Source organism: Massilia sp. IC2-477, from assembly GCF_020707265.1.
Taxonomy (GTDB): domain Bacteria; phylum Pseudomonadota; class Gammaproteobacteria; order Burkholderiales; family Burkholderiaceae_D; genus Telluria.
Genome location: NZ_JAJFEQ010000028.1, coordinates 1 through 3554, shown reverse-complemented (window position 1 = coordinate 3554; position 3554 = coordinate 1). Strand labels below are relative to the sequence as shown.

The window sequence follows — 3554 nt, the reverse complement described above, 5'->3', positions numbered from 1 at the left end:
ATCTCTGTTTGTTGGCATTGCTGCCATCCTGATTTCTCAGGAGTCGCTCACTCAAGATACTGACCGTCATCTCATTGCTGAGACAACGCTTAATACTTTTGTGAACATTTGATAATTTAAGTATGCACTGACCGAAGTCAGCGGCACCTTCATCAAACGCCCACACTTATCGACTGTTGATTGTTAAAGAACTTCGAAATCTGTCTTGCTACTTGTCGACGAAGCGTTGTGTTCGTCAGCAGCAGAGAAGTGAGATTATGCAGTGTTTCGCGTAACTCGTCAACCCCTCGTCTCTTTCGCGTTTGCTGCCTGAAAGGCTGCGTTGTGCGTCAGAGGAACGAGACTATAGCAAACCTGGTTTGTGACAGCAAGCCCACGTTGGAGGGACGCCACTGGACAAGCGCTGCGTGGCGGTTCCGCTTGGCGTACACGGAGCAGCGTCACATAGTGTGTCCAAGCGTGCGCGCATTGAATGGAGGAGGATTTCCGCGTACTGTTCAGCTATGGAAAAGCATGACCAGGCGAACGAACAATATGACACGGAGATGCGCAACATTATCGAGGAAGCGCGCGTCGTCCTACCCGGGATCCAGGCCCTGTTCGGCTTCCAGATAATCGCGGTCTTCAATGACCGTTTCGAGGAACTGGCCAACTACGCGAAAGCCTGTCATGCGGCCGGCCTGATCATGGTGATCATATCGGTGGCGATGGTAATGGCCCCGGCGATCCATTACCGGACAGCCGGCGGGCATGCTACAGCGTCGATGACCAGGCTCTCGTCGCGGCTGATCCGCGGCGCCCTCTTCCCGCTCGCACTTGGCCTCGCACTCGATATGTTCACGGTGTTCCATGTCGTGAGTGCAGGCATGTCGGAACGCATGATGCTCAGCATCGGCGCAGCACTGGGCACGCTGGTTCTGCTGTCGGGGCTCTGGTTCTACGTGCCGCGCAGGGAACGCTCCATGCGTCGCACGCAGAAGCTGCGCTGAGTCCCGCGTCTTGTGTGAGTTGTCGAACAGATGAGTTTTCTTGCAGCCGGATAATGCGTCGTGCGACATCAATCGGCATTCGGATTGAACCGTGCCCTGGCACTATGGTCGAAGCACGTCAGCTGCATGACGCGGCAAGGATGTTGAACTGGGCTGCATTCATCGTCCCGAAAGTTCCGATATCGGGGGGAGCGCTACGGCGGTGAATGTTGGCCCAGCCGTGCAAAGTACCGGCGACTACGGCACATCAGGCAAGGGCGGGCTCGTTAGCACGCCACCCTGCCGGGTCGCGGTGTCGCACAGCTGGGAACCCGTCCGGGAAACTGGTCGGGCAGAAAGCCTCGGTTTATGACCGGGGCTTTTTTTTGCCTGGATGGATCCGCTATTTGTCCCTTTCGGCAGCACGCGCCGGCGCCGCGGCCAGATGCTTGTCGAGAAACTCGAGAAGTGCATCGAAATAACCAACTTGGCTTGCAATGTAATGCAAGCCATGCCCTTCTCTTTCAAAGCTCTTCCACGTCACGTCCTTCTTGTTTGCTGCGAGTGCATCGCGCATTTTCTTCCCGTGCGAGATCGGTACCCGTTCGTCCTCTTCGCCGTGCATCAGCAGCACGGGGGCTTTAATCTTAGCGGCATGCACGAGCGGCGAAACGGGGTCGAATAGTTCGGCGCTTTTTTCCTTGTCACCAATCCGGTCCATCATCAACTGGCGGCTGACCTTGTCGAAGGACGTGTCGGACCAGTCAGAGTACATGCGGCTGATATCGCTGACGCCAGCGAAACTGGCACCGCAGCGATACAAGTCCGGCGTTTTTACCAGTCCCCATAGAGCGGCATAGCCGCCGTAGCTCGCCCCGACAATACAGATGCGTTGCCCATCAGCGAGTCCTCGCTTGACCAGGTGCTCGACGCCTGCGGTGATATCGTCCTGCATGGCGCGCCCCCACTCGCGATAGCCGGCACGTTCGAATTCCCGACCGAAGCCGGCCGAGCCGCGAAATTGCGGCTGGAATACCAAGTAACCTCGCTCGGCCAGCAGTTGGACTTCGGCATTGAACTCCCACTCGTCACGAGCAATCGGCCCCCCATGGATGAGTACCACCATCGGCGCGGGTTCCTTGCGTTCATGAGGGCGCGTCAGGTAAGCCGGAATTGTCAGACCATCGGGCGCCTGATAACTCGTAATCTCGACCGGGCGGAGCTTTGCCGGATCGAGTGACTGGTTGACCTTGCCGATCATATTCATTTTCTTGTTGGGGAGGTCGAACAGATACCAGGTTCCCGGGTCTACGTCAGCATACGACCTGATCAGCACGAATTTCTCGGGGTCGCCTGTCAGGACGTTGATACGGTTCGGCAGCACGGCGTCAACCTGACGCTGCATCTGGATCCAAGGACGCGAAAACCAGATTTGTTGCGGACGCATGCCCGCAGTTGCAACGTAGTGCATTGCCTCCTGATCGATCCCCTGTGTCGACAGAATGTCCTGACTTGGGTGGCCAACAAGCATTTCACCCTGGCGCCGCTCGACGACGTCGTAATTAAACAAGGCAGTGGTATTCCTGCCGATACGCGAAGCGATGACCAGAGTGTGGGGCTCATCGGGAACATACACGGGCAACCAAAAATCGTCGGTCACCTTGAACTCGGCGAGCCTCGTCCACTCGCCACCGGAAGGTTTGTACCAGTTTGAGATGGTCGACGCGTCCCTGAACAGTTTCGAGTTGACCAAGGTGGCTGCCCGCAGTTCACCCTTGCTGTCGAAGGCCCACTTGATCGCCTTGCCGGAAGGCTGGTCGAAGCGCTTGCACTTGCTTTTGCCTTTTCGCGGGTCACACAAGGCAAGATCGCTGAACAGACCTTCGTCGCGTACGAGCACGTGTCCAGCATTCGGTCCGGAATCGAGCACGCCGATCGTCCGTTCGCCAAGGGAAGCGACTCGCTTTCCAGACAGGTCCATAGACTCGACCTCAAGACCGTAGTCGACAATGAGCAGATCACTTCCCGACCATCGCACCCCGCGTGGCGCCCGGTGATATTGGTAGAAGCCGGCAGTGGCATAACGCCCTTCGCTGAGCTTCTTCGATGCGAAAGTGGACGTGTCGATGAGTACCAGGCCGTAATTCGTTCCGTTGTAGATGATCGCGGCAATATGCTTGCCGTCGGGGGAAAGGGTGGCGGCTTTCATGCCGCTTGGGTCCACCAACTCGTCGATCGTCAGCTTCCCAGTCTCGTCAGACACCGCCGAAGAGCTCAGGAAGAGCATCAGCAGGCACGCGATCAGCCGTTTCATGTTGAGTAGCTCGAAGTGTAAAGACATGAATATAAACAATTCATGCCTTCAAAGCTGAGCCCAGCTACCGGCTCCAGCGAATTAAGCTACGTGCATATGTTTTGTCATGACGGCCGCAGAAAAGCAAAAAGCCCGCTCAGTCGATACTGAGCGGGCTTTGCATATAACTAGCCTGACGATAACCTACTTTCACACTGGTTGCAGCACTATCATCGGCGCAAAGTCGTTTCACGGTCCTGTTCGGGATGGGAAGGGGTGGGACCGACTTGCTA

2 protein-coding genes and 1 rRNA gene are annotated in these 3554 nt (G+C 56.6%); 1 reads left to right on the top strand and 2 read right to left on the bottom strand.

All coding sequences use genetic code 11. The annotated features are described in order from the left end of the window. The first annotated feature begins 503 nt into the window (after window positions 1-503). Complete coding sequence (locus LK542_RS24725; RefSeq protein WP_227813979.1) at window positions 504-989, top strand: DUF6328 family protein; 486 nt, start codon at window positions 504-506, stop codon at window positions 987-989. Window positions 990-1371: 382 nt separating this feature from the next. On the opposite strand, the gene LK542_RS24720 is transcribed toward LK542_RS24725, so the two are convergent. Both LK542_RS24720 and rrf read right to left on the bottom strand, forming a co-directional pair. Continuing rightward, window positions 1372-3282: a S9 family peptidase gene (locus LK542_RS24720; RefSeq protein ID WP_227813978.1), complete on the bottom strand. Its 1911-nt coding sequence runs from the start codon at window positions 3280-3282 to the stop codon at window positions 1372-1374. A gap of 170 nt (window positions 3283-3452) precedes the next feature. Continuing rightward, window positions 3453-3554 (bottom strand): 5S ribosomal RNA (gene rrf, locus LK542_RS24715); the annotation flags it as partial.